The 22,249-nt window shown below is 70.4% G+C and carries 22 protein-coding genes; 9 read left to right on the top strand and 13 right to left on the bottom strand.

Annotated elements, in window-relative coordinates:
* The first annotated feature begins 2 nt into the window (after positions 1-2).
* Positions 3-620: a TetR/AcrR family transcriptional regulator gene (locus QSK18_RS14125; RefSeq protein ID WP_232812466.1), complete on the top strand. Its 618-nt coding sequence runs from the start codon at positions 3-5 to the stop codon at positions 618-620.
* Here the strand turns inward: QSK18_RS14125 and QSK18_RS14120 are convergent.
* The 3 genes from QSK18_RS14120 to QSK18_RS14110 are packed head-to-tail and all read right to left on the bottom strand — an operon-like array spanning position 595 to position 3,032.
* Positions 595-1,392, bottom strand: a complete 798-nt coding sequence (locus tag QSK18_RS14120; RefSeq protein WP_232812465.1) for a GntR family transcriptional regulator — start codon at positions 1,390-1,392, stop codon at positions 595-597. The genes QSK18_RS14125 and QSK18_RS14120 overlap by 26 nt on opposite strands.
* 33 nt (positions 1,393-1,425) lie before the next feature.
* The gene (locus QSK18_RS14115) at positions 1,426-2,052 is read right to left on the bottom strand and encodes a hypothetical protein (protein WP_285619448.1); all 627 of its coding nucleotides are present in this window, start codon (positions 2,050-2,052) and stop codon (positions 1,426-1,428) included.
* On the bottom strand, positions 2,028-3,032 hold the full coding sequence (locus tag QSK18_RS14110) for a hypothetical protein (protein WP_285619446.1): 1,005 nt from the start codon (positions 3,030-3,032) through the stop codon (positions 2,028-2,030). Before QSK18_RS14110 ends, QSK18_RS14115 begins: the two co-directional genes overlap by 25 nt.
* Before the next feature lie 152 nt (positions 3,033-3,184).
* Between QSK18_RS14110 and QSK18_RS14105 the strand changes: the two genes are divergently transcribed.
* Together QSK18_RS14105 and QSK18_RS14100 are read left to right on the top strand one after the other, a co-directional pair.
* Positions 3,185-4,303: a histidinol-phosphate transaminase gene (locus tag QSK18_RS14105; protein ID WP_285619445.1), complete on the top strand. Its 1,119-nt coding sequence runs from the start codon at positions 3,185-3,187 to the stop codon at positions 4,301-4,303.
* Entirely contained in the window at positions 4,300-4,593 is a 294-nt protein-coding gene (locus tag QSK18_RS14100) for an Atu4866 domain-containing protein (protein WP_232812462.1), read from the top strand. The genes QSK18_RS14105 and QSK18_RS14100 overlap by 4 nt, the downstream gene beginning before the upstream one ends.
* On the opposite strand, the gene QSK18_RS14095 is transcribed toward QSK18_RS14100, so the two are convergent.
* The 4 genes from QSK18_RS14095 to QSK18_RS14080 form a co-directional block, all read right to left on the bottom strand.
* Entirely contained in the window at positions 4,572-5,390 is an 819-nt protein-coding gene (locus QSK18_RS14095; protein WP_285619443.1) for a sulfite exporter TauE/SafE family protein, read from the bottom strand. The two genes, QSK18_RS14100 and QSK18_RS14095, sit on opposite strands and share 22 nt — an antisense overlap.
* 125 nt (positions 5,391-5,515) lie before the next feature.
* Entirely contained in the window at positions 5,516-6,493 is a 978-nt protein-coding gene (locus QSK18_RS14090) for a zinc-binding dehydrogenase (RefSeq protein ID WP_285619442.1), read from the bottom strand.
* A gap of 30 nt (positions 6,494-6,523) precedes the next feature.
* The gene (locus QSK18_RS14085) at positions 6,524-7,099 is read right to left on the bottom strand and encodes a TetR/AcrR family transcriptional regulator (protein ID WP_285619440.1); all 576 of its coding nucleotides are present in this window, start codon (positions 7,097-7,099) and stop codon (positions 6,524-6,526) included.
* 26 nt (positions 7,100-7,125) lie between these two features.
* A complete protein-coding gene (locus QSK18_RS14080; RefSeq protein ID WP_285619438.1) occupies positions 7,126-9,087 on the bottom strand; it encodes a putative bifunctional diguanylate cyclase/phosphodiesterase in 1,962 nt (653 codons plus the stop codon).
* A 233-nt stretch (positions 9,088-9,320) separates the two neighbouring features.
* Here QSK18_RS14080 and QSK18_RS14075 point away from each other — a divergent pair, with 233 nt between their 5' ends.
* Both QSK18_RS14075 and QSK18_RS14070 read left to right on the top strand, forming a co-directional pair.
* Entirely contained in the window at positions 9,321-10,427 is a 1,107-nt protein-coding gene (locus QSK18_RS14075) for a GGDEF domain-containing protein (RefSeq protein WP_232812457.1), read from the top strand.
* A gap of 18 nt (positions 10,428-10,445) precedes the next feature.
* On the top strand, positions 10,446-10,955 hold the full coding sequence (locus QSK18_RS14070) for an NUDIX hydrolase (RefSeq protein WP_285619436.1): 510 nt from the start codon (positions 10,446-10,448) through the stop codon (positions 10,953-10,955).
* A gap of 1 nt (position 10,956) precedes the next feature.
* On the opposite strand, the gene QSK18_RS14065 is transcribed toward QSK18_RS14070, so the two are convergent.
* The 4 genes from QSK18_RS14065 to QSK18_RS14050 all read right to left on the bottom strand — a co-directional run bounded on the left by QSK18_RS14065 (position 10,957) and on the right by QSK18_RS14050 (position 16,860).
* Entirely contained in the window at positions 10,957-11,475 is a 519-nt protein-coding gene (locus tag QSK18_RS14065) for a hypothetical protein (RefSeq protein WP_285619433.1), read from the bottom strand.
* A gap of 41 nt (positions 11,476-11,516) precedes the next feature.
* A complete protein-coding gene (locus tag QSK18_RS14060) occupies positions 11,517-12,773 on the bottom strand; it encodes an ABC transporter substrate-binding protein (protein WP_285619432.1) in 1,257 nt (418 codons plus the stop codon).
* A complete protein-coding gene (locus tag QSK18_RS14055; protein ID WP_232812453.1) occupies positions 12,770-15,517 on the bottom strand; it encodes an EAL domain-containing protein in 2,748 nt (915 codons plus the stop codon). Before QSK18_RS14055 ends, QSK18_RS14060 begins: the two co-directional genes overlap by 4 nt.
* A 143-nt stretch (positions 15,518-15,660) precedes the next feature.
* Complete coding sequence (locus QSK18_RS14050) at positions 15,661-16,860, bottom strand: esterase-like activity of phytase family protein (RefSeq protein ID WP_285619431.1); 1,200 nt, start codon at positions 16,858-16,860, stop codon at positions 15,661-15,663.
* An 84-nt stretch (positions 16,861-16,944) separates the two neighbouring features.
* Between QSK18_RS14050 and QSK18_RS14045 the strand changes: the two genes are divergently transcribed.
* The 3 genes from QSK18_RS14045 (at position 16,945) to QSK18_RS14035 (ending at position 19,294) form a co-directional block, all read left to right on the top strand.
* On the top strand, positions 16,945-17,472 hold the full coding sequence (locus tag QSK18_RS14045) for an RNA polymerase sigma factor (RefSeq protein ID WP_285619429.1): 528 nt from the start codon (positions 16,945-16,947) through the stop codon (positions 17,470-17,472).
* On the top strand, positions 17,469-18,206 hold the full coding sequence (locus tag QSK18_RS14040; RefSeq protein ID WP_285619427.1) for a hypothetical protein: 738 nt from the start codon (positions 17,469-17,471) through the stop codon (positions 18,204-18,206). Before QSK18_RS14045 ends, QSK18_RS14040 begins: the two co-directional genes overlap by 4 nt.
* A 116-nt stretch (positions 18,207-18,322) precedes the next feature.
* Entirely contained in the window at positions 18,323-19,294 is a 972-nt protein-coding gene (locus QSK18_RS14035) for a glycoside hydrolase family 26 protein (RefSeq protein ID WP_285619425.1), read from the top strand.
* Between the two features lie 177 nt (positions 19,295-19,471).
* On the opposite strand, the gene QSK18_RS14030 is transcribed toward QSK18_RS14035, so the two are convergent.
* Positions 19,472-20,800, bottom strand: coding sequence for a sensor histidine kinase (locus QSK18_RS14030; RefSeq protein ID WP_285619424.1), 1,329 nt, complete (start codon positions 20,798-20,800; stop codon positions 19,472-19,474).
* Between the two features lie 2 nt (positions 20,801-20,802).
* Complete coding sequence (locus tag QSK18_RS14025; protein ID WP_232812447.1) at positions 20,803-21,456, bottom strand: response regulator transcription factor; 654 nt, start codon at positions 21,454-21,456, stop codon at positions 20,803-20,805.
* A gap of 201 nt (positions 21,457-21,657) precedes the next feature.
* Between QSK18_RS14025 and QSK18_RS14020 the strand changes: the two genes are divergently transcribed.
* A complete protein-coding gene (locus tag QSK18_RS14020; protein ID WP_285619422.1) occupies positions 21,658-22,227 on the top strand; it encodes a hypothetical protein in 570 nt (189 codons plus the stop codon).
* Positions 22,228-22,249: the final 22 nt, after the last annotated feature.

Genomic DNA, 22,249 nt, shown 5'->3' with positions numbered 1-22,249 from the left:
GAGTGACACCTCAGAAAGCCGGCGGCCGACGGGCGGAGTACGCAGCCGCCACCCGGCAGGCCATCCTCACCGCAGCTCGCGAACTCTTCGTGGAACGTGGCTATTTCGGCACCAAGGTCGACGACATCGCGTCTCAGGCCCGGGTCGCCGCCCCCACCGTGTACGCCGTGGGCGGTGGCAAGAGCGGGCTTCTGCTGGCCCTCATCCAGGAGGGCGTGAACAGCAGCGAGGCCGAGCAGGCGTACCAGCAGATCCTGGCCCAGAGCGATCCCGCCGAGCTGGTGGCGTACCTGGTCGAAGCCACCCGGGCGATGTTCGAGAGCTGGTCACCGCTGATGCGGCAGGTGATCGCGGCGGCCCCGCAGGAGGCGGCGGTACGCGAGACGCTGGCGCTGGCCAATGCGGGCATGCGCCAGGGAATGGTGCTGGCCGCCCGCCGGCTCGACGAACTCGGTGGCCTGCGGCCGGGGGTGAGCGCCGACCGGGCGGCCGACGTGTTCTGGTACTACCTGGGCAACGCCTCGTACTTCACCCTGACCGACGAGCTGGCCTGGTCACCGCCCCAGGCGGCCGAGTGGCTCCACCAGCAGCTGGTCAGGGAAGTCCTGCCCCCGGCCTGAGCACCGGGTTGAGCGGCCGGGCAGGGGTCTGACCGGGCCCGCGCCGGGTCATCGCGAACTGGAACGAGAACGTGTCGCGCCGGTAGTACGAGCGGATCCCGGCGATCACCGTCTCCTGGTAGTCGACCACCGAGCCCTGCATCAGGAACACCGGCGCCCCCGGGCTCTCGGTGAGCAGCCCGGCCTGTTCCTCGTCGAGATCGGCGATGGTCAGGTCGAAGTCGCCGAGCTGGATCTCCACGCCGAAGTCGGCCTCCAGCGTGTCGTACACCCCGGCCTTCTCCAGGTCCATGTCGGCCAGGCCGGCGAAACGCGGCCAGGGCAGGTGGATCTGCTCCAGCGCGACCGGCACGTCGTCGGCCCGGCGCACCCGTTCGATCAGGAGCAGTTTGTGGACGCCGGTGGCGAAGGCGAAGCTGTCGTGCGCGGCCGAGCGTTCGGTCACCTCCACCCGGACAACCCGGGAGCTCGGTGTCCGGCCGCTCTCGCTGATCCGGCGGCCGAACCCGAGCAGGTCGCTGACCCGGTAGGCCAGTGGACGCCCGCCGGTCACGAAGGTGCCCCGGCCCGCCGAGCGGTCGAGCAGGCCCTCGTTGACCAGGCGGGTGACGGCCTGACGGGTGGTGCCCCGGCTGACTCCGAACTCCTCGGCCAGCTGCCATTCCGGCGGGAGCTGGTGGCCCCGGCCCCACTCGCGGGACTCGATGCGGGCGCGGATCACCGTGTACATCTGCTCGTGCAGCGGAACCCGTGCCCCCGCTCGCCGACTCATCCTGCTCCTCGCCCCGTCCGGATCTCCCGTCTACTACACCACGGCCGGGGCCAAGTCCGGTTCCGGGGCCGAGGCGGCGGTGCGGCGTAGGTGGTGCAGATTGATCAGCAGGGTGAACACGAAGGCCAGGCCTGCGGCGGCGAGCATCGCGACGACCATCCCGCCCGCGCTGGTGGCGATGAACGGGGCCATGAACGCCGGCAGGTAGGCCGAGGCCTCGACTCCGAAAACCCCGACCAGGGCGCCACCTACGGTGGAGGCACCGACCGCCGTAGCGAAGATCCGCTTGTCGCCGAACATGAACGGGTACGAGGCCTCGACAAAGGTGCCGAAGAAGAAGTTCACCGCCGCCCCGGAACCGGCCAGGGCACGCTCACCGCTGGTGCGCGGCTTCACCGCGTTGGCCAGCGTGATCCCCAGGCTGACCATGACCAGGCCGACCATGTCGACGGCGCCGAAGAAGCTGTGGCCCTTCTGCCCCATCTCCAGCAGCACCAGCGGCAGGATCACCGAGTGGTAGACCCCGCCGATGATCGCGAACCAGATCGCCGCACCGGCCAGGGCCCCGGCCATCACCGGGGAGAAGTCCAGGGCGGCCTCGATGCCGTCCTTCACCCCGTCCCCCACCGCGCTGGTCACCGGGGCGAGGGCGTAGTGCACCAGCAGACCGGGCAGCAGGCCGGCGACCGCCCCGGTGACGATGTTGCGGTGGTGGCCGGGAAGCGGTTCGACAGCGTCCAGCCGATCAGCCGGGCCGCGATCAGGCCGGACAGCACACCGCCGACCAGCCCACCGAGGATTCCCCCTTCGACGGCCAGCACCCCGGTCACGGCGCCGGCCACCAGGCCGACCTCGTCCAGGGCGGAGACCCGGCGGGCGGCCACCGCGGCCACCACCACCGGCAGACCGGCCATCAGCAGGTCGAAGACCTCGGTCAGGCTCTGCAGGCCGGGGATCTTGCTGATCGCCAGCACCAGGGCCAGGGCGATGAAGGCAGGGATCGAACCGACCATGATCCCGCGGATGCTGATTCGCCTCCAGGCCGGCCCTTCGACGGCTGAACTTTCCGACGAGCCGCCCAGGAGAGGCTGGTAGCGGATCTTCCAGTGCCGGGCCAGGCCCGCGACGTAGGAGACCGCGCGGGTGGTCGAGGTGGTGCCGGTGGTGCCGGAGACCGCCACCAGGTTGAGGCCCGCCTGCTGGGCGTTGGCGATCGAGGTGCCGCCGGTACCGGCCGCGGGCAGCCCCTGGGCCACGGCGGCCCTCACCGTGGCCGCATTGGTGTCGGTGGGATCTGCGCTGACCAGGATCAGCGCGTCGATCTCGCCGGACTCCACCCGCTCGGCGAGCTGGGCGTCGGCAGCCCGTGCGGCCACGTTGACCTCGCTGAGCGGCCCCTGCGCGACCACCGTCGGCCGCCCCTCGACCAGGGCCCACAGCTCAGCGGCGGTCGAGTCGTCGATCCCGTCCATCGAGGCCTGGGCCGCCACGAACTGGACCACGCCCAGACCGAGGCCGGCCGCCCGGACCTGGCGGGCTACCTCGGCGAGCAGCCGGGCCGGGTCGTCACCGCCGTGGCTGCGCAGATTCCCGCCACTGCTGCCCAGCACGGCAACCGTTCTCGCGGTGTCGTTGGTCATCCGACTTGTCTCTTCCCGGTCTCATCAGCCTGGCCTGGAACATCTAGATCTTTAATGCACCGAGATCCGGGCTTGCGCGAAGCCGTGTCCGTCCCTCAGGGTCTTAAACATACATACCTTTGCAGTCGCCTGGAACCGAAGGAGAGCCCGTCATGACCCTCGCCCCGATCCGGCCGGAGCTCAGGGGCAAGTCTCCGTACGGAGCACCCCAGCTCGACGTGCCCGTGCGGCTCAACACCAACGAAAGCCCCTACCCACCCGGCCCCGAACTGGTCGCCGACATCACCGCGTCGGTGGCCAAGGCCGTCCTTGATCTGAATCGCTACCCCGACCGCGACGCCGTCGAACTGCGCACCGCCCTGGCCGCATACCTGAGCGAGCCCACCGGCGTGCCCCGCACGTTCGAACAGGTCTGGGCCGCCAACGGTTCCAACGAAGTCCTTCAGCAGCTGATGCAGGCCTACGCCGGTCCGGGGCGGACAGTTCTGGGCTTCGAGCCCACCTATTCCATGCACCGCACCATCGCCGAATCCACCGGCTCCCGGTACATCTCAGGACCGCGCCGCCCGGACTTCACGCTCGACCCGGACGCAGCCGTGGCGCTCATCCGCGAAGAACAACCCGACGTGGTGTTCCTCTGCACGCCGAACAACCCCACCGGCCTCTCCCTCGATCCAGAGACGGTGCTGGCGGTGCACGACGCATTCGGCGGGCTTCTGGTGCTGGACGAGGCCTACATCGAGTTCTCCCACGGAGAATCGCTTCTCAGCCTGCTGGAGAACCGGCCGCGGCTGGTGGTCAGTCGCACCATGTCCAAGGCCTTCGGCTTCGCCGGGGCACGCGTGGGCTACCTGACCGCCGACTCGCGCGTGATCGACGCACTACAGCTGGTGCGCCTGCCCTACCACCTGTCCACGGTCACCCAGGCCATTGCCGGTGCGGCCCTGCGTCACCGGAAGGGCCTGTTGCAGCACGTCGAGGACACGAAGAAGGAACGGGACCGGCTCATTGCCGAAATGCGTTTCCTGGAGCTGACGGTGGTCGAATCGGACGCCAATTTCGTGCTCTTCCAAGTACCCGACGCTCCTGGCGTCTGGCGTCGGCTCCTGGAAGCCGGGGTCCTGATCAGAGACGTCGGGGTCGCCGGCCACCTTCGGGTCACCACCGGCACACCGGCCGAGAACGACCAGTTCCTGCGGGCCCTGCGGGAACTGGGTGGGAGCAGCACAGCCAGGAACGATCGGGCCGGTCTTCCTAGTCTGGAGGCATGAGCACTCAGAACACCACGCACCCCTACGTCGGCATGTGGGTCACGGCCGACAACCACATCCGCCAGGAGCTCCTGCCCGAGGGCCGCTACGAGGAGGCCCGGGGCGGGCGGCTCAAGGCCTACACCGGCCGCTACTGGGTCAACGGCACCGAGATCGACTACCGCGACGACACCGGCTTCTCAGCCGACGGGCGGTTCGAGGGAGACGTGCTGCACCACGGCGGCTACCTGTTCTACCGGGAGGGCAGCGAGGCCCACCAGGCTGCCGCTCAGCCCCAGTTCTCCGCGTAGATGTCGTGGCTGACCTTGACGATCAGGGCCAGCACGACCACCAGGAACACCACACGGATGAACTTGGCACCGCTGGAGATCGCCATCCGGGCGCCCAGGTAGCCACCGGCCAGGTTGGCCACGCCGAGCAGGATGCCCAGGCCCCAGACCACCGCACCGGTGGGCACGAAGAACGCCAGGGCGCCCAGGTTGGTGGCGAAGTTGACGATCTTGGCCTTGGCGCTCGCCTGCAGGAAGTCGTAACCGATCAGGCTGACCATGGCCATCACCAGGAAGGTGCCGGTGCCCGGGCCGAGCACCCCGTCGTAGACGCCGATCGCCAGGCCGACCGCCACGGCGGCCCGGTAGTGCGCCGACCCCGAGTAGCGCAGGGCCGTGGCCTGGCCCAGGGCGGGCCGGGCCAGGGTGATCGCCGCGACCACCACCAGCGCCACCACGATCACCGGCTTGAACACGGCCACCGGCAGGGCCGAGGCGATCGAGGCCCCGGCGAAACTGCCACCCAGGGCCACCCCGGCCATCGGCAGCGCGGTGCGCAGGTCGGGGCGGGCCCGGCGGTAGTAGGTGATCGCGCTGGTGGCGGTGCCGAAGATCGAGCCCAGCTTGTTGGTGGCCAGCACCTGCACCGGTGCCAGCCCGGGCACCAGCAGCAGGGCCGGCAGCTGCAGCAGCCCACCGCCGCCCACCACCGCATCGACCCAGCCCGCCGCAAAGGCGGCCAGGAGCAACAGAACCAGCGCCGTCGTGCCTAGTTCGGGTGGAAAGAACAGGGCGGACTCGGCGTGCGGGGCGAACATCACGAACCCTCCGGCGAGCCGGGGACGTTCGTGATCTGCGGTTCAGGCGGGCTGGAGATGGTGCGTCCTTCCGTTCTTCGGACCGTCACGATACGACACCGAAGACCGCGGACGCGCACCCTTTGTCAGGGCCGCAGCATGATCTTGCCCTTGCGGCCGGGCCGGAAGTTGGCCTCGTTGGCCGAGCGGACGTCGGCGAACGAGAACACCTCCTCGACCGGCAGCGTCAGCGACCCGTCGCCCGCGCGGGTGACCAGTTCGCCGAACAGCGCGGCGCGACGGTCGGGGGCCAGGGCCGGGAAGACCTTGCTGCCCCAGAAGCCCTTCACCGTGACGTTCTTGAAGATGATGTCGCCGGACGACAGTTCCATCACCGGGGCGCCCATCGCGCCGAAGACCACCAGGGTGCCGTCCTGCCCGACCAGCGAGAGCACGTCGTTGGCGGCGGGACCGCCGACCGAGTCCACGCCCACCTTGACCGAGGCGCCGCCGGTGAGCTTCTCGGCCTGCTCGCGCCAGCCCTCACCATCGGTGGCCACCACGTTGCCGATGCCCTGGGCGGCCAGTTCCTCCACCCCGGCGGCCCGGCGCACCAGGCCGAGCACGTTGATCCCGCGCGGCTTGGCCAGCTGGGCCACCAGGCGGCCGACGGCACCGTTGGCGGCGTTCTGGACCAGCCAGTCGCCCTCCTGCAGGTCGAGCGAGTCGATCAGCGCCAGGGCCGAGAACGGCATGGCGACGAGCTGGGCGGCGACCTCGTCGGGCAGCTCGTCGTTCACCGGGGTGAGCCGGCCGGCCGGGGCGACGAAGTACTCCGCCCAGACCCCGAAGGTGCTGCTGGAGGCGACCCGCTGGCCGACCTCGAGGTTGTCCACCCCCTCACCGAGCGCGTCCACCACTCCGACGGCCTCGGTGCCGGCCCGCGCCGGAAGTTCCGGCTTGAAACCGTAGGTGCCCCGGATCGTCCACAAATCATGATTGTGGACGGCGGAGAGCACCGTGCGGACGCGGACCTCACCGGCGCCGGGTTCGGGGGTGGGGACGTCTTCGACGTTCAGAACCTGGGACGGGTCACCGAACTCGTGGTGGACGACGGCGCGCATGGAGTGCCTCGGCTTTCTTTTCGGAGGGATTCAGGTGGTGGTGCGGAAGACGAAGTCGAAGACGCCGGCCAGGTCGGCCTCGGTCGGGCCAGGCTCGCCGGTGCACCAGGCGGCCAGCTGCCGGTTGATCACCCAGACCAGACCGGCCGCCAGGAACTCCCAGAACACCTCGTCCCGCCCCGCCCAGGGTTGCAACAACGGCTCGCGGCGCAACCGCTGCGCGCTGAAGGCGACGACCTGCGCGTGGTAGGCGGGCCCGCCCGGACTGGCGTGCACCCGGTGGTAGAAGACGGCGTGTTCGCGCATCCGGTCGGCGATGACCGCGAGCACCGGGGCGAAGGCGCTCTGCAACCCGTCGGGGGCCTGCGAGGGCGGTTCGAGGTCGGCGAACGACTGCTCCAGCCGCATCAGGCCGGCCGCCGCGAACACCGCTCCCAGATCAGGAAAGTGCTGGTAGAAGGTGGGCCGGCTGACTCCGGCGGCCTCCACCACGTCCTTGATCGAGATCTCGGCGGCCTTGCGCTCGTCGAGCAGACCGGTCGCCGCCTCGACCAGCGCCGTCCGGGAGCGGACGGCGAGGGGGTTCTCGCGGCGGGTCTTACGCATGTAAAAACTTTAACACATGTAAGAGATCAGGCGAGGTGACGTCCGAGCGTCCCGTCCTCGTTCACCGCACTCAGGTGCGAGCGGGGCCCCGGCACCCGGACGGCCTCACGGCCACCGTGCCGCTCGACCACGGCGGCCACCCGGTCGGCGGGCACCGGCTTGGACAGGTGGTAGCCCTGGATCAGGTCGCACCCGCCGGAGCGCAGCAGCTCCAGCGTCTGGGCGTCCTCCACGCCCTCGGCCACCACCTCGAGGCCGAGGTTCGCGCTCAGTGTGAGGATCGAGCGGATCAGGACGGCACTGGCGTGCGCCTGCTCCGGATCGGCCAGCCCCATCACGAACGCCTTGTCGATCTTCACCTCGCTGACCGGAAGCCGTTGCAGGTAGGCGAGACTCGAGTAGCCGGTGCCGAAATCGTCCAGAGAAAGCGTCACTCCGAGGTCGACCAGTCGCTGCAGCAGGGAGACGGCCCGGTCCGGGTCGGCCATCACGCTGCTCTCGGTGATCTCGAGCACCAGCCGATCGGCCGGCACCCCGGCCCGGGCCAGCGCTGAGGCCACGTCCTCGACCAGTCTCATCGTGTTCACGTTGTGCGGCGAGAGGTTCACCGCCACGGCCAGGTCCAGGCCGTCGTCCTGCCACCGCCGGGCCTGGGCCAGGGCCTGGTCCAGCACCTGGTGGGTGAGCTGCTCGATCAGGCCGCTGGACTCGGCCAGCGGCACGAACACCTCGGGACTGACCCAGCCCAGCACCGGGTGTTCCCAGCGGGCCAGCGCCTCGACACTGTGGATCGCGTTCGTGCGCAGGTCCAGCTGCGGCTGGTACAACACCTTGATCTCGTCACGCTCCAGCGCGATGTGCAGATCGGCCAGCAGCCGCATGCGTTCGGTGCGGCCGCGTTCCAGGTGCTCGCCGTACACCACCACCGGGTCGGGGCCCTCCTTGGCCGCGTACATGGCGGTGTCGGCGTGCCGCAGCACGTCCGCCTCGCTGAGATCCGGGCCGGCCAGCCCGATCCCGATGCTCGCCTGGGTCGTGACCACGGCGTCCACCAGCGAGATCGGCCGGCCCAGGGCCTCGAGGATGTTGTGGGCCAGGGTGGGCGCGGCGTCGGTCGCCTCCCGCCCCACCACCAGCACGGCGAACTCGTCACCGCCCAGCCGGGAGACCGTGCCCAGGTCGCCCACCGTGGTCACCAGCCGGGTGGCCACCTCACGCAGCAGCGCGTCGCCGACATGGTGTCCGAACGCGTCGTTGACCTCTTTGAACTTGTCCAGGTCGAGCAGCAGCACGGCCGCCTCGGGAACCTGGCCGGGCCCGGACAGGACGGTCTCGACCCGCTGGCTGAGGAAGGTGCGGTTACCCAGCCCGGTGAGCGCGTCGTGGGTGGCGTCGTGGGTCAGCTGCTCGACCAGCCGGGAACCGCGCAGCGACATCACCAGATGACTGGCCAGGGTCTGCACCATGGTCAGGTCGTCGTCGGTGAAGGTGTCCCCGTCGAGCCGGTCGAGCAGGACGATGCAACCGCGGGTGCTGGAGGGCAGCGCTACCGCCAGGGCGTCGCGGGCCCCTCGGGCCTGCAGCCACTGCCGGGCTTCCACGTCCTGGGTGCCCCGGGCCAGCAGCATCGGCTCCCCGGTGTCCATCACCCGGTCGAGCAGTCGGTCGCCGACGCCGGACACGGCTGTCGAGGCGTACGCGTCGTTCGCCCCGATCCGGATGTGACGGTCGCCGAAGTCGTGGTAGTCGAAGACGATCAGCTCGAGCCGGCCGGCCCGCAGGAGCTGACGTGTGCGCAGCAGCAGTCCGCGGGCCTGTTCCCGCACACTGGCGGTGACCGTGGCCTGCTGGACGAACTCGTGCACCACCACCAGCGACTGGTGCCGGTCGGACAGGCGCCGGTAGGCCCGGCGCGCCCAGATCCCGCCTCCGGCCACGCCGACGACGAGCAGCGCAATCACCGCGAGGAACACCCACTGCTCTTGCACTACCGACTCCGCTCCGAATTCGTGGATACACGCACCGTAACCACTCTGGGGCACGGGCCGCCTCAGGGCAGCCGCCCATTGGAGTGGCAGAACACCCGACCGTCTTCCTGTCCGGCAGCTGTCGTGTTGTGATGCGGAGTTCCCGGTGCGGCGAACAGGTGAACCGGGTTCATGCCTGCCCTCCTCCGGCCGACGGGCAGCCGACGCCAGACAGGGACTGCCGAAAGGGTGGGATGGAGCCGGAACCGGCTGCTCGGCCGAAACTGCTGCTGGCCGCGGTGTTTCTGGCCCTGGAACTGCTGCTGTGCGCGCTCGCCTGGTTCATCCTCGACGGGCTCGGCCAGCACCAGGCGTCCTTCCCGGTGACCATGGTGGTGTGGGGCGGCTGCCTGCTGCTCTACGCCTCGCCGGTGCAGGCCGCCATCACCGCCTGGTCGCACGACGGCCGCAGCTGCGCGCTCTTCGTGTTCATGGTCAGCATCGCCATCTGGGCGGCCGCCTCCACCACCCACCTGCCCAGCATGTACCCGATCCTGATGGGCATCGTGGCCCTCGAGATCGCCGGCCGCGACAGTTCCTGGCGCACCGCCTCGGTCGCCCTGGTCATGCTGCTGCTCGGCACCGGCCTGACCGGCTACCTGGTCGAGACCGGGGTGATGCCCAGCGCGTTCCCGGCCGCGACCAGCCACCACCTCTCGGTGATCCTGGCCCTGTTCGGCAGCCTGATGACGGTGCGCGGCGTCGGCCGGGCCCGTAAGTCCGACGCCCTGCGCCAGAAGCTGGCCGAGGAGCAGGCCCACCACCACGCCGAACTGCGGCACGCCGCCACCCACGACGCGCTGACCGGCACCCTCAGCCGGCGCGGCCTGAGCGAGGTGCTGGCGGGGCCGGCCGGCCGCTCCCCCGGCCTGGCGGTGATCTACCTCGACCTGGACGGCTTCAAGGCGGTGAACGACCAGCACGGCCACGCCGTCGGCGACGCCCTGCTGGTGCAGGTGGCCGAGCGCTTCGGCCTGGTCGTGCCCGAACCTGGCTTCCTGGCCCGGATGGGCGGCGACGAGTTCGTCGTCGTGGCCCCGGGCCTGCGCGCCGCCGAGGAGGCCTCGGCCCTGGCCGCCGCCCTCTGCAACTGCCTCCACGACCCGTTCCGGCTCGGCCCCGAGACGGTGACCGTGGGTGTGAGCGCCGGGATGGCCTGGAGCACCGAACCCCCGCAGGACCCGGAGAGCCTGATGCGGGCCGCCGACGCCGGGATGTACGAGAACAAGCGGGCCTCCGCGGCCAAGGCCGGGTCGGCCTGGCGGGGTGGCCTGCTGGCGGCGCGAGTTCCCAGCGAGTGAACGGGCTACCGTGCCGCCATGTACCCCGATGACCTGCCGCTGGTCAGGCGAAGTGCGGTCCGCCTGGTCGTGATCGACGCCGCCGACCAGGTCCTGCTGCTGCACACCCGCGACATCGAGAACCCGGAGCTGGGCACCTGGTGGGAGCTGCCGGGCGGAGGGATCGACGCCGGAGAGACCTACCTCGACGCAGCGGTGCGGGAACTGCACGAAGAGACCGGATTCGTGGCCAGCGCAGACCAGTTCGGCCCGCCCACCTGGCGTCGGCGCGCCTCGTTCCGCCACCGCCAATCCCGCCATGTGCAGGACGAGGTGGTGCTCCTCCTGCGCCTGGCGGCGACCGAACCCGAGATGGACGAGACCGGCCGCCTGGACTACGAACTCGAGGACTACTTCGCCCACCGCTGGTGGCCCCTGCCCGAGCTCACCTCCAGCACCGACCGCTTCTACCCAGGTCAGCTGCCCGCCCTGATCGGCCCCCTGCTGCGCGGCGAACCCGTGGACGAACCCTTCGAACTCTGGTCGTAGGTCAGCGGGGCTGGCGGTTCACGTCGAGCTGGCCGGCCAGGTGGCGCAGCCTTCGTAGCACCAGCTGGCAGCTGAAGAACGACAGAAGAACCAGGTAGATCACGGGCCGCCAGAACGAGTCCTCAGGGCCACGGGTGATGAGAAGGAAGATGTTGAAAGTCGCGAAGCTCAAGGTCAGGCCGAGCAGGAGCCAGACCACAGGATCTTTCATCCCCTGGCTCAGGCTCACCGGCCTGTGGGCGGGCTGCGCAGGCCCAGCCTCTTTCCGCCCCCGCCAGGAGCGCGCGCCCATATGCCGGGCCTTCCAGGTCACCCCGCCGAACAGGGCCGTCATGATGCCCGAGCAGAGCGCGAAGGCGTAGAAGTGGTTGTCTTCACGACCACCGGTGATGGCCTGAACCAGGAAGACGACGGTGACCACCGCCCCCACCAGCGACAGAAAGACCCCGTACAACCATGACTTCCACAGGTCCGGGACGGCATCCGGCTCCGAGGGCTGATCATCTCCGGCAGAACTCACACATCGGACAGTAGGCGGCGGCCAGATCTCCCGCACTTCGGCTACTGGCCGGCCTCGACGGTGCGCCGCCCCGCCTCGACGGCGTCCTTCCAGGCCTGGGCCGGGGCCTTGCCGCCCTCGATGTTCGCCAGCTCGCTGTAGTAAGAAGTCAGGGCAGCGGCGTTGAGGGGGCTCTCGTAGACGATGGGCAGTTGCTCGGCGGCGGGGCCGAACACCTCGATGGTCGACTGGCCGCCGAAGAATTTCTGGCCCTCGGTCAGGGCGGGCAGGTCGTAGGCGGCGGTCACGGCCGGGAAGACCGAGGAGTCGGTGAAGGCGCGGGCCTCGTTGGCGGCCGAGAGCAGCTCCGCGATGTAGGCGAAGGCGGTCTCGGGGTCGCGGCTGCGCGCGGGGATGGCCAGGTAGGAGCCGCCGATGTTCCCCGGACCACCAGGGCAGGCCGCAACCCGCCAGCGCCCCGAGGTGCTCGGCGCGGCCGACGCTATGTCCAGACCGTTCCAGGCCGGGCCCAGGTGTCCGGTGAGAGTGCCTGACGTCAGCGCGGTTCCGAAAGCGGTGTCGTCGTAGATCCCGGCCTGCAGCCCGTCGACGATCGCCTGCACGGCCTTCTCCCAGGCCGACCTGACCTCGTCCTGGTCGCCCACGAAGGCACCGGTCCGGTCGACGAAGGTCTTGGTCTGCTGGGCCAGCGCCACCCCGAACACGTCGTTGGAGTTGCGGATGGCGAAAGTGCCGGGCAGGCGGGACTTCAGCTCGTGCGCGGTGTCGAACCAGCCGTCCCAGTCGGCCATCTTCTCACTGACCTCGGAGATCTCCACCGACAGGCCGGCCTTGCGCCAGAGGTCCTCGCGCAGGAACAGGGCGGTCGGGCCGAGGTCGATGGGCAGGCCGATCTGGCGGCCGTCGTCGGTGGTGGCCTGGGCGAACTTGGCCGCCACGAATGTTCCGGCGATGTCCTCGGCGCCCAGCGTGTTCAGGTCGAGGAAGTAGTCGGCCTGGGTCTGGAAGAAGGCCATGTCCTCACCCTTCACACCGCTGATGTCGGGCACCGCCTCACCGGCGCGCAGCGAGGTGCTCAGCCGCTGGGCGAAGTCGCCACCTACCAACGAGGTGCTGATCCGGGCGCGGTCGGCGAACTTGGCACTGACGTCCTTCACCACCGCGGCCGAAAGGGCGCCTTCCCAGTACCAGAACGTCAGCTCCTGCGAGCTCTCCGCCTCACCCGAATCACCGCAGCCGGAGAGGTTCAGCGCGACCAGCCCGGTCCCGAGCAGGAAGCTTCGACGCGACAGGCTCATGCGGGACCCCCAGGCACACTCGTCCTCTGTTCGCTGTTCTCCGGCGCCTCGGCCTGCCGAGGCAGATCTTTCAGAAGCGAACCAGAGGACGTTTGTGGCACTAGAGACGCCGGAAGCCTCCCTACCGCTTCGGGCGGCAGGGGCCGAGAGAAGAGGTACCCCTGAGCCTCTTCGCAACCGTCGGCCATGACTCGGGCCAGTTGTTCGGGTGTTTCGATACCTTCCGCGATCACTCGCAGCGAGAAGGTCTGTGCGGCGCGGGTGATCAGGGTCGCCAGCTGGTGGTGCCCGGGATCGTCGGAGTCGACGAAGCTGCGGTCGATCTTGAGAATGTCGGCGGGCGTGTCGACCAGCGCCGCCACCGAAGTGAATCCGGTGCCGAAGTCGTCGATCGCGACCTGCACCCCGCTGGCCCGCAGTTGCCGCAGGTGCTCACGCACCTGCGGGTCGGTGGTCAGCACGGTCTCGGTGATCTCGAGAACCAGGACCGAAGCGGGCAGCCCGGCCGCGTTCAGCGCGTCGTAGACGTCGTTCAGGATCCGGTTGTCGCTCAGGTGCCGCCCAGAGATGTTGACGGCCATGGTCGGCTCGTCCTCTCCGGTGCCGAACCCGGCTTCGCCGAACGTCTTCCAGCGGGTCACCTGGGCCAGCGCCGCGTGCAGCACCCAGCGTCCGAGGTCGCACACCAGCGACGAGGCCTCGGCGGCGGCGATGAAGATGTCGGGGCGCACCGGGCCGACGCCGGGCCGCTCCCAGCGGGCCAGGGCCTCGAAACCCACCACCACGCCGGTGTGCAGGTTCACCACCGGCTGGTAGTGCAGGTGCAGCTCCCCCGCCTCCAGCCCCTCCCGCAGGGCGACCTCCATCTCCGCCTGCTCCGAGAGCTCGGCGCGCAGCCGGTCGTCGAAGACCTCGACCCGGCCCCGGCCCGCCCGCTTGGCGCGGTAGGCGGCCAGGTCGGCCTCGGCCAGCAGGGTGTCGGCGGTGCTGTCGGGCGATGAGAGAGCGACGCCGATACTGGCGCCCACCTGCACGTTCCGCACTGCGCCGCGGTCGCCGTCGGCGCCCCCGTCGAGCGGCCCCGACCAGCTGACCGCGGCGACCAGACGCTGGGCGAGCTCGGCCAGCGGAGCGATCCCCGGCACCTTGGGCAGGAGCACGACGAACTCGTCGCCGCCGAACCGGCCCACCACGTCCGAGGGCCGCAGCCCGGCGGAAAGGCGTTGCGCCACCTCGATCAGCACCCGGTCGCCGGCAGCGTGCCCATGGGTGTCGTTGACCGCCTTGAACCCGTCAAGGTCGATGAACAGCACACCGGTGTGGGTTTCCGGCTCGTCGTCCCCGAGCAGGGCCGTGAGCTGCTCCAGCACCTGGGCCCGGTTGGCCAGGCCGGTCAGCGGATCGTGGTTGGCCTGGTGGGCCAGCTCCTCCTGGAGGGCCTCGCGGGCCCGGAAGGTGTCGACGATCTGCTCGATCGAGGCGTGCACCACCTCCCCCAGCGGTCCAGGCAACGGCCGTAGCCTCAGGGCCGCCTCCGGATCGCCGTCGACCACTGCCCGGGCCTGTTCCTGCACACGCCGCAGACCGGCCACGGCCGAGGTCAGAGCAGCTGCGGCGGTGCGCATCTCGCGTGGGCCCTGGGCCTGTGCAACGACCAGGTGACCCTGGCTGATCTGCTGGGCACTGCCCGCCAGGGAGCTCATCGAGCGGGTCAGCCAGCGCGACAACAGCCCGGCGATCAGCAGCGACAGCAGCACCAGGGCCAGGCAGCCGGCCAGCGCCGCGCGCTCGCGGGCCTGGGCGGCGTCCCGGTCGGCCTGGGCCGAGTCGGTGACCTCGGCCACCGCGTCCTGCAGCACCACCGCCACGGCGTCGTCCCGCGTGCCACTGCGGTCGACCAGCCCGGGCAGCGCCCCGGTGCGCACCACCTCGGTGCCCGGATCGAGCGCCTGACGGGCCAGGAGGTCGGAGAAGGCGGCCACCGAGGGGGTGCTCTGGAACAGCTGGTAGCCCTCCCGCACCCGGGCGCTGGACAGCTCGTTGCCCTGGTCGGCCAGCTCGGTGTACTTGCCCCACGCGGCCATCCAGCCGCGCTCGGCCTCCTCCCGCAGTGCGCCCGGCAGCACCCGCGCGGCGAACAGCAGACCCAGCTGCCGGCTCGCGGCCTCACTGAGCTGGGCCACCTGGGTCAGATCCTGCAACGCGGCGACACTGTGGCTGCTCAGTCCGGCGGCCACCGCCTGGGCCGTGGCCCAGCGTTGACCGGCGGCCAGGGTGGCGGAGGTGCGGCTGTAGCCCGAGGCCACGGTCTCCAGCACCTGGCTGCTGTTGTCGGCGGCCCGGCGTGCGGCCAGCAGGGTCTGACGGGCCTCGATCACCACGCCCCGCAGTTGCAGCGGCAGCGGTGCGTCGAGCACGGCCTCGAGGGCCTGGTCGGTGGCTACCCGGCGCTGCCGCACCACCGCGGGCTCGGTGGTGCTCAGCAGGTCGCGCCGAGTGGCCTGGAATCCCAGCTCACTGGCCGCGTCCTTCTCGGCCAGTACGTCCAGCAGCAGAGTGGGCAGGACCTCGGCGTCGGAGGCACGGCGGGCCGCGTCGAGCAGCTTCACCGAGGCGACGAGCTCCTGCGCCTCGGCGGCTTCCTGAGCGTCGGCCTGGGCCCGCCGGACCAGCAGGCCGCCCATCACCGCGGCCACGATCAACGGGGGCAGGGTGATGGCAGCCAGAGCCAGCCACAGGGGCATCCCCCGGTAGCTGCGCCCCCCTCTGGCCATCATCGGGCCAGACCGGCGTCATGACGTGCGCCCCGCCTCCACACCCAGCAGACATCGGCCGGAGGCGGGGCCCGGTTGAGCCAGTCGGGAGAAACGCCTAGGTCAGCCCTGGATCAGCGCAGCAGACGCCGGTCCACGTCCAGCGACTTGGGCAGCTTCACGGTGATCCACTCGTTGTTGTCGGCCTCGGTGGCGCTGCGGCCGGTGGAGAACGGGAAGTTGTTGTCGTTCAGCACGCCGATGGTGTGGTTGTCGAGGATCACCACGTCCTCGATGGTCTGGAACGGGAAGGTGAAGGTCTTGCCGAATCCGCCCAGGCCCTGCGGGTTCGCCACGTTCATCAGGTCGACCACCAGGGTCTTGTCGAGCGCGCCGTCCTTGTCCCGGTCACGCTTGTCGGCCAGGTAGATCTTCTTGACCTTGGCGGTCGCCCCCTGGCCGCCGTCCCGCTCGATCACCAGGAAGCGGTTGCCGTCCACCGCGATCGCGTCGCCGATGGCGTGGGCGGCGTCGTCCAGCTTGTAGGTGTACTTCTTGCCGGTGTACTTGCCCTTGCGCGGGTCGAACTCGCTGAAGCGCAGCGTGCCGGCCGGGTCACCGGTGACCGTGCCCTCCAGCAGGGCGTACAGCCGCTTGCCGTCGGGTGACTGGGCCAGGCCCTCGAAACCCTTGCTGCTGGCCAGGGTCGCGGTGGCCCCGGTGCGGGTGGCGGTCTCCGGCGAGACCGCGCCGTCGAGCGCGACCGGGGCCGACAGCAGCCGGCCGGCGCGGTCGAAGTGCAGCAGGTAGGGCCCGAACTCCTCGCCGATCCAGTAGGAGCCGTCGGCCATCTTCTGGATCGACTCCACGTCGAAGTCCGCCCCGGTGAGGACGCGGTCGTCGCGGGTCAGCTTCCACGGCACCTTGCCATCGGGGTCGGTCAGGTTGATGCCGCCGAGCACGTCGACCTGGTTGCTCGCGAAGGCCGGGGCGAGGCGGTGGATGCGCAGCAGGAAGTCGGCCGAGGTGGCCTGGGTGCCGTAGCCGTTGTCGGAGAGCACGTCGAAGGTGCCGTCGCCGTTGTCCGCGATCCCGGAGAAGCCCTGCACGGGCTGGTCGGCGAAGGGGGTGGCGAAGCCGTGGGTGTCTCCGGTGACCTTGGCTCCGGAGGGCTCGCTGCCCGGCACGAACGTTCCGGCGGGCAGCGAGGCCCAGCCGGTGAGGGTGGGCTTGGAGACCCCGCGACCGTCGGCGTGGGACGCGGTGGCGGTGAGGGACAGGGTGAGGGCCAGCACACCGGTACCGGCCAGGGCGTTACGCAGGACTGTTCGCATGGGGCGGGACGCTAGAGGGGTGAAATGACCGGAAGGGTGCCAGAACCTGGCGTAAGCCTGACCCTCGGCCGGACATTACCTAATGTGAGACAGACATCGACCCCGTCGCCGGACGACCGGTTCGAGGCGCTCTGGCTGCGCTGGGGCCCTCGGGTGATGGCCTACGCGCTGCGCCACACCGACCCCGACGTCGCCCAGGACGTGGTGTCGGAGGTGTTCCTGGTGGCCTGGCGGCGGCTGGACTCGGTGCCGTGGCTGCTCGTGGTGGCCCGCAACGTGATCTCCAACCAGCACCGGTCCCGCGAGCGGCAGGGCCGCGTGGCCGATGAGCTGCAGCGCCTGCGAACGGTGGCCGAGCCGGCGCCGGCTGCCGAGGTCCTGGCCGGTGAGCGCGAGGCGATGCTGCAGATCCTGGCGGCGATGACCGCTCCCGAACGGGAAGCGCTGCTGCTGACGGCCTGGGACGGCCTGTCGCCCCGGCAGGCCGCCGCGGTGGCCGGCTGTTCGGTGCCCGCCTTCCACACCCGCCTGTTCCGAGCGCGGAGCCGGCTTCGTCAGGGCCGGGAAACCCTCGAACCCCGCCCGTCCCCGTCTCTAGGAGGCATCGAATGAACGAGCAGACCCAGCTGGAGAAGCTCCGGCCTCGAACCAGCGTGGACGAGCTCTGGCCCACTCCCGCACGCAACGCCGCCTTCGAGCGCATCCTGGAAGCCAGGTCGGCCACCAAGCCGCCTCGACGGCGCGGCCGCCTGATCCTGGCCGGTGCGCTGGCGGCGGTGCTGATCCCCACCGGCGTCGGGGTCGCTACTGCTCAGGGGCTGATCTCCGGCCCGCTGGCCGAGCAGCTCAGCTTCTGGAGCGACCACACCGACGGGGCGGTGAACGAACTGAACGCTCGCCGCATCGCCCAGGGTCCAGGGCCCGAACCGGGCACCGTGCTGAGCGTCTGGCAGGCCACCGGAGCCGACGGAACGATCTGCTACGCAACCGTCTTCGAGAAAGCCGGGCCCCTCGACCGGCCGGCCGACACCACGCCGAGCTGGACCACCTCCGCCTGTCCCACGGCCGAGCAGCAGGCCATGAGCAGCTTCGGCAACCTGGGCGGCGGCAGCGACGGCGGCATCCACACCATGGTCTCGGCGGCCGGAGACGCGGTGCGGGCCGAACTGCAGTTCAAGGACGGCAGCGTGCGCGAGGCGATAGCCGCGGGAGCGAACTTCGCCTTCTGGTACCAGGCCGACGAGAAGGTCGATCCGCCGGAACTGGTGGGCTACGACAGCGCCGGAGAAGAGGTGGGCCGGGTCGAACTCCCGAACCTCGTCACCAACTCGCACATACCTTCCTGAAAACCGACCAAAGGACGTTTGTGGTCGGCGCATTTGGGTGAACTCGCCTCAGCTACGCGCGAGTTGGGCGGAAGTCTCTCCGAACTGGTCTGAAGCAGCCCAAGACAGGAGACCTGATGAGACGCGCCCGCCGGTTCAAGGCCGCCGCCGTGGCCACGGTGGCCCTCGTCGCCGCCGGCATCACCCCGGCGCAGGCCACGAGCCCGAGGTACGCGTCGGGGATGCCGTGGAGCGACGGCGGGTTCTTCGAGCACTCGGCCGCCCAGGCGCAGTCGTTCGCCCGGTGGCGGGGCGCCCCGGTGGACAACATCACCGCCTACACCACCCGCACCAACTGGAACGAGCAACTGAACGACTGGTGGGCCGGGTCCGTCCCGTCGTCGTTCCGGGCCCGGCGTGACGACTTCATCCTGTCGGTGCCGCTGTGGACCGACGACGGCCGGGCCGGCACCGACCAGAACTGGAAGGACCTGGGCCGCAAGATCGCCGCGGTCGACCCGGACGGCCTGGTGCGCCTGGGCTGGGAGATGAACTGCTGCTTCTCGCACGCCACGAATGCCCAGAAGTGGCGTAAGCAGTTCTCCCGGGCCGTGACGCTGCTGCGTTCCACCGCTCCCCGGCTGCAGATCGTGTTCAACCCGAACGAGGGGCCGGCCAAGAACGGCACCGTGGCCAAGGTCGAGAGCCTGTACGTGAAGGGCAAGGTCGACATCATCGCCCTGGACGCCTACGACTGGTGGGCGCCCTTCACCAGCAAGGCCAACATCGACAGTCACTTCACCAAGAAGTACGGCTGGAACTACTGGTACGACTTCGCCCGTGACCGCGGCCTGCCCTTCGCCCTGGCCGAGTTCAGCGTCTCGTCGGGCACCGGCCAGGCCGGCGCCTCGGGCGGCGACAACCCCCGGTTCTTCGACGCGACCTACACGTGGCTGGCGCAGAGGCAGAAGTCCGACCCGGGCTCGATCCGGTTCGTGTCGGTGTTCAACGAGAGCTCGGCCTACTGCGGTTGCGCCATCTCGGCCACCAAGAACCGCAAGGCCGCGGCCAAGTACAAGGCCGTGATCGGCAAGCTCCGCCGTTCCTGACCTCCAGGTCCTGTCCTGCGGATCACTCGCCTACTGCGGGGCACCCGGTGGGCAGCCTGGACGCACCCGGCGGGCGCCCACGTAGAACCATTACGAGGGCGCCCACCGGGCACGCCCAGGCCGTCACCGGGCACCTCCTCGCTACGGCGCTGATCCACAGGACAGGCCCTAGGCACGCTACGCGCCCGCCGGTGCCCGTTGCCCGGGCGCGGCGCGCGGTTGTGCGGCGGGCGGATTAGCGGCCTCGAGCGAGACCTCCACCAGCAGGCCACCTTCGGGCCGGGCCTCGGCGCGCACCCGGCCGCCGTGGGCGCTGACGATGGCCGAGATGATGGACAGGCCCAGGCCGTGGTGGCCGCCCTGGCCGGTGTCGGAACGGTTGAGCCGGTGGAAGGGTTCGAACAGCCGGTCCACCTGGTCGGCCGGGACGGGCGGACCGGAGTTGGCCACGCGCAGGACCGCCCGGCCCGCTGCGCCGACGGTGCCGGTGCTGATCGCACTGTCGGCCGACTCGGTGTGGCCCTGGTCGGCCGGGGCACTGGAGGTGGCCACGCTGACCCAGCCGCCGGGCTGGTTGTAGCTCATCGCGTTGTCCACCAGGTTCACCGCCAGGCATTCGAGCAGGCCGGCGTGCCCGGTGGTGGCGGCCGGGGCGATGTCGGCACGCACCTCCAACCCCCGGCGCTCGAACCCGGAACGGTAGGTGGCCAGCACCTGTTCGCAGACCTGGGCCAGGTCGACCGGATCGCGCCGGTCGAGCCCCCGCTCGCTGCCGGCCAGGGTGAGCAGCGACTCCAGCAACTGGCCCTGCTGCCGACTGATCTGCAGCACCTGCTGGAACGTGGCCCGATACGCCTCCAGCCCGGCCTCTTGATCGATCAGCGTCTCTTCGAGCAGCGCGTGTTCGAGGGTGAGCGGGGTGCGCATCTCGTGCGCGGCATTGGCGACGAAGCGTTTGTGCGCCTGCAGCGCCGTCTCCAGCCGCATCAGCAGACCGTCCACGGTGTCGGAGAGGTCGCGGATCTCGTCGCGCGGGCCGGTGGAGGCCAGGCGCTCGTGCACGTTGGAGGCCGAAATCCGCTGGATCACCGACGTCATCGAGCGGATCGGGCGCAGGATCCGGCCGGCCAGCAGCCAGCCCAGCACCAGCGAGAGCACCACCATGATGCTCAGCGCCACGGCCGAGCGCACCAGCAGCGAGTGCATCCAGTCGGCCCGCTGGTGCTCCAGCGCATCCGGTAACCGGCCGGGCGGCAGAGCTTCGGGACCGGGCATCTCAGAGGCGCTGGGCGCGGGGGCCTCACCGCCTTCGGGGATCGGGACCCGGGCCGCACTGGTCGAGATGTACTGCTCTGTGGGCGCATTGCTGACCAGGACGTAGGTGATCACCAGCAGCGCGACCCCGAGAACGGCGAAGAGCCCGCCGTAGAGCAGGGTCAGCCGCAGGCGGATACGGCTGGGACGCCGCCGGGCCAGACTTCGCAACCGGTTCCTGAACTGGCTCATGATCAGATCCGGTACCCGCCGTGCGGCACGGTCTCGATCAGCGGCGGGCTGCCGAGTTTGGTGCGCAACCGGTTGACCGTGGACTTGACCGTGGTGGTGAACGGGTCGGCGGCCTCGTCCCAGACCCGCTCGAGCAGTTCCTCGGCCGAGACCACCCGGCCCTGGGCCGCGAGCAGGAACTCCAGCACCGCGAACTCCTTCGGGCTGAGCGGCAGCCGGCTGCCGGCCCGGGTGGCGGTGCGCCGGCCCGAGTCGAGCCGCACGTCGTCGTGCACCAGCACGGGCGGCAGCGCGGGCTGGGTACGCCGGCCCAGGGCGCGCACCCGGGCGATCAGCTCGGCGTAGGCGAAGGGCTTGGGCAGGTAGTCGTCGGCGCCCAGGCTCAGGCCGTCGACCCGGTCGTCGATGGTGGCCGAGGCGGTCAGCATGAGCACCCGCGTGGCCTGCTCCCGGGCGATCAGCGTGCGGCACACCTCGTCACCGTGCACCAGCGGCAGGTCGCGGTCGAGCACCACCACGTCGTACTCCACCTCGACGGTGCGCTCCAGCGCCTCCTGCCCGTTCAGGCTGACATCCACCGCCATCCCCTCGCGGCGCAGCACCCGGGCCACCGAATTGGCCAGCTCGGCCTGGTCCTCGACGACGAGCACACGCACAGCGTCCCCCTTGTCCCTCCCCCACGCACGGACCTTCCCAGGATGACAGAGGCCCCCGAATCCCGACGACGATCGCAGGGTTCCGGTCACACCCGGGTCACAACCGGGCGGACCGTGCTGTGACCGCCTCCTCGCTAGAAATGAACCCGCTGGACCGGACCACGGTCAGCACAACCACTCCGAGCCGGGGGGCCCGACGTCATGAAGCACTACCGCAACCGCCTTCCCAGGACGATTTTCGTCCTGGCCACCGCCGTCACGCTGGGGCTGGGCACGGCCGCCTGCGGGGGTGACTCGGGCGACTCCGACAGCACGGTGGCGGGGGCGCAGAGCAGCGACGCCCAGCCGGACTCGGCCGAGGACGCGAACGCCGCTCTGGTGGCCTATTCCCAGTGCATGCGCGAGAACGGGGTGCCCAGCTTCCCCGACCCGGAGAACGGGCGGCTGCAGATCCGCGGCCGGCAGGGCAGCGACATGGACCCGGAGAGTTCCTCGTTCCAGGCCGCGCAGCAGGCCTGCAAGGACAAGGAGCCCCCCGGCATCCAGCAGGGTGGCGGCCCGGACGGGCAGGCGCAGGAGAACCTGCTGGCCTACGTCAGCTGCATGCGTGAGAACGGCGTGCCGAACTTCCCCGACCCGCAGCCCGACGGCCGTCTGCTGCTGAACCCGAACGAGGGCGTCGACCCGGAGTCACCGCAGTTCCTCGCGGCCGACGAGAAGTGCCAGCAGAAGGGTGGCCCCGGCGGCCCGCAGGCGCCGGGCGGGGCCTGAGCGGTCGTCCTAGGAGGGGGAA

Source organism: Kineosporia sp. NBRC 101677, from assembly GCF_030269265.1.
GTDB lineage: Bacteria > Actinomycetota > Actinomycetes > Actinomycetales > Kineosporiaceae > Kineosporia > Kineosporia rhizophila.
Note: the sequence above shows the minus strand (reverse complement) of the source record. Positions and strands in the feature narration are given on the sequence as shown.